This is a genomic window from Teichococcus oryzae (genome assembly GCF_008386565.1).
In the GTDB taxonomy this organism is placed as follows: domain Bacteria; phylum Pseudomonadota; class Alphaproteobacteria; order Acetobacterales; family Acetobacteraceae; genus Pseudoroseomonas; species Pseudoroseomonas oryzae.
The window spans coordinates 1-2,323 of sequence record NZ_VUKA01000056.1; the positions used below are offsets into that span (position 1 = coordinate 1).

Genomic DNA, 2,323 nt, shown 5'->3' on the forward strand with positions numbered 1-2,323 from the left:
ACAGGAAGATAGGCCACAAAGCTGCGGCTCATCCCGCTGCCTCCAGCGGGCCGCCACTTCGCGCCAATGCCCGCCTGAGTGCCGAGGCCAACTCATCCGAACGGTAGGGCTTGAACAGAGTCTCCACGCCCTCCAGTGCACCATCGCGCGCGATCCGCTCGCTGTAGCCAGTGGCCAGCACCACCGCGACGTGCGGGAAAGAGGAACGCAGCACGATGGCCAGTTCGACGCCGTCCATGCCGCCTGGCATCACCACGTCCGAGAAGACCGCGTCTACCTTTCCCTCTCCCCGTGCCAACATGGCCAATGCCTCGGCCGCACTGTCGGCACGTCGCGTGGTGTAACCTAGCTCCTCGAGCAGACTGCATGCGAAGGCCGCGACATCCGGGTTGTCGTCGACCACCAACACCGTGCGGCCGAGACCCTGAAGAACACCAGGCTCCTCCCCTGGCTTTGCAGCGTCGTTCTTGATCTCGGCGCTGACAGACATAGCGCGTGGCAGGTGGAAGAACACCGTGGTGCCATATCCCGGCTTGCTCTCGATGTGGAGGTCGCCGCCCGATTGTTTCGCAAAGCCATGCACCTGCGACAGGCCAAGGCCCGTGCCCCGGCCCGGTTCTTTGGTGGTGAAGAATGGCTCCAGCACGCGGGAGAGGATGTGGGGCGGAATCCCTTCACCGGTATCCTTGACCGCGATGCACACATATTCTCCGGCCACGCGTTCCGCGGTGGCTTTGAGCGTCACGTTGTGCGCCTGGATGGTGAGCGTTCCGCCTTTGGTCATGCCGTCGCGAGCGTTCACCGCAAGGTTCAGGATGGCGGCCTCGAGTTGACCCGGATCGGCGCGTACCGGCCAAAGATCGGCGTCGAAATCGGTCTCGATCCGGAGGCCGGCGCCGAGTGTCTGACGCAGGAGGCCCGACATACCCACTAGGCGGGCACCCACATCAATGACTTCCGGGCGCAGCGTCTGTTGCCGGGCGAAGGCGAGCAGGCGATTTGTCAAGCCGCGGCCACTTTCGACCGCCTGGCTCAAACTCTCCAGGATCTCGGCTTTCTTGTCTGCGGACAAGAAAGGCTGCCGGAGCAGCGAGGCTCCGCTGGTGATCACCTGCAAGAGGTTGCCAAAGTCATGCGCGACGCTGCCGGTGAGTTGGCCGAGCGCCGCCAGCTTTTCCGCTTGGCGCACCGTCTCCTCGGCCCGCCGACGCTCCTCGGCGGAGCGCAGCAGGGCGGCGGTGCGCTGTTCGACCAGCCACTCCAGCCCGGCGCGTTGCTGGGCCAGCTCGGCTTCGGCGGCACGGCGCGCGGTCACATCCTGCGTAACGGCGACCACAGAGAGCACGCGGCCCTCCGCATCCCGTACCGGTGCGACGCTGTTGTTGACCCAGACCTCCGTACCATCGGGACGGAGGTAACGCTTCTCGATCGAGAAAGGAGCACCCTCACGGATGGCCGCTACGAAAGCTGATTGATTGGCAGCCAGATCGTCCGGATGGGTGATGTCCTGCATACGCAAGCCGGAACCGAGCAACTCTTCTCGTGACCGGCCGACGATCGCGCAGTAGCGATCATTCGCCAGAGTAAAACGTCCCTGCGTGTCGCTCTGGGCAATGCCGGTCCCAGCCTGCTCGATCACGGCCCGGAACCGTGCCTCGCTTTCGGCCAGCGCACCCCTGGCCTCCCCTGCGGCAAGCACGGCAAGGCGCCGGTCGAAGGACGCGGCGACGAAGGCAAGCAGCAGAACCAGGAAGGTGATCGCCGCCACCCCAATCCCCAGGCTCGCCTGCCCAATGCCAACATGACTGGCATTAGCCCCATCTGTAGTGGTGCCAGCGTGCGGGATCCAGGCCATCGCCTCCATGCCTGTGTAATGCATGCCGGAGATGGCCAGCCCCATGATCACGGCGGCTCCGATCCGCCACCCGGACGTGGTGTAGCGGCGGGTGAGCCATAGTGCTCCAGTTGCGGCACCAATTGCGATCAGCACTGAGGCCACGACGAGCACTTTGTCCAAGCGCAGCTCGGCAGGCACCAGCATGGCTGCGATGCCGATGTAGTGCATGGTTGCAATGCCGCTGCCCATCAGCAGGCCACCCAGGGCCAAGCCATGCAACTGACCGCCATACTTGCGCACCACGGTGAAGCCAAAGCCGGTGACCAGCACCGCAACGGCCAGGGAAAGTGCCGTGAGACTGGGATCATGCGCCACGGGAATTGGCAGGTGGAAGGCCAGCATCCCAAGGAAGTGCATGGACCAGGTGCCTCCGCCCAAGGCAAGGGCGGCGGCGCCAAGCCAGGCAGTGCCCATCCAGCGGCCCGC

Annotated in this window: 1 protein-coding gene; it reads right to left on the reverse strand. The window is 65.0% G+C overall.

Annotated elements, in window-relative coordinates; all coding sequences use genetic code 11:
• Window positions 1–28 precede the first annotated feature (28 nt).
• Window positions 29–2,323, reverse strand: a 2,295-nt coding sequence (locus F0Q34_RS21450; protein WP_149814407.1) for an MHYT domain-containing protein, incomplete at its 5' end; no start/stop codon positions are given.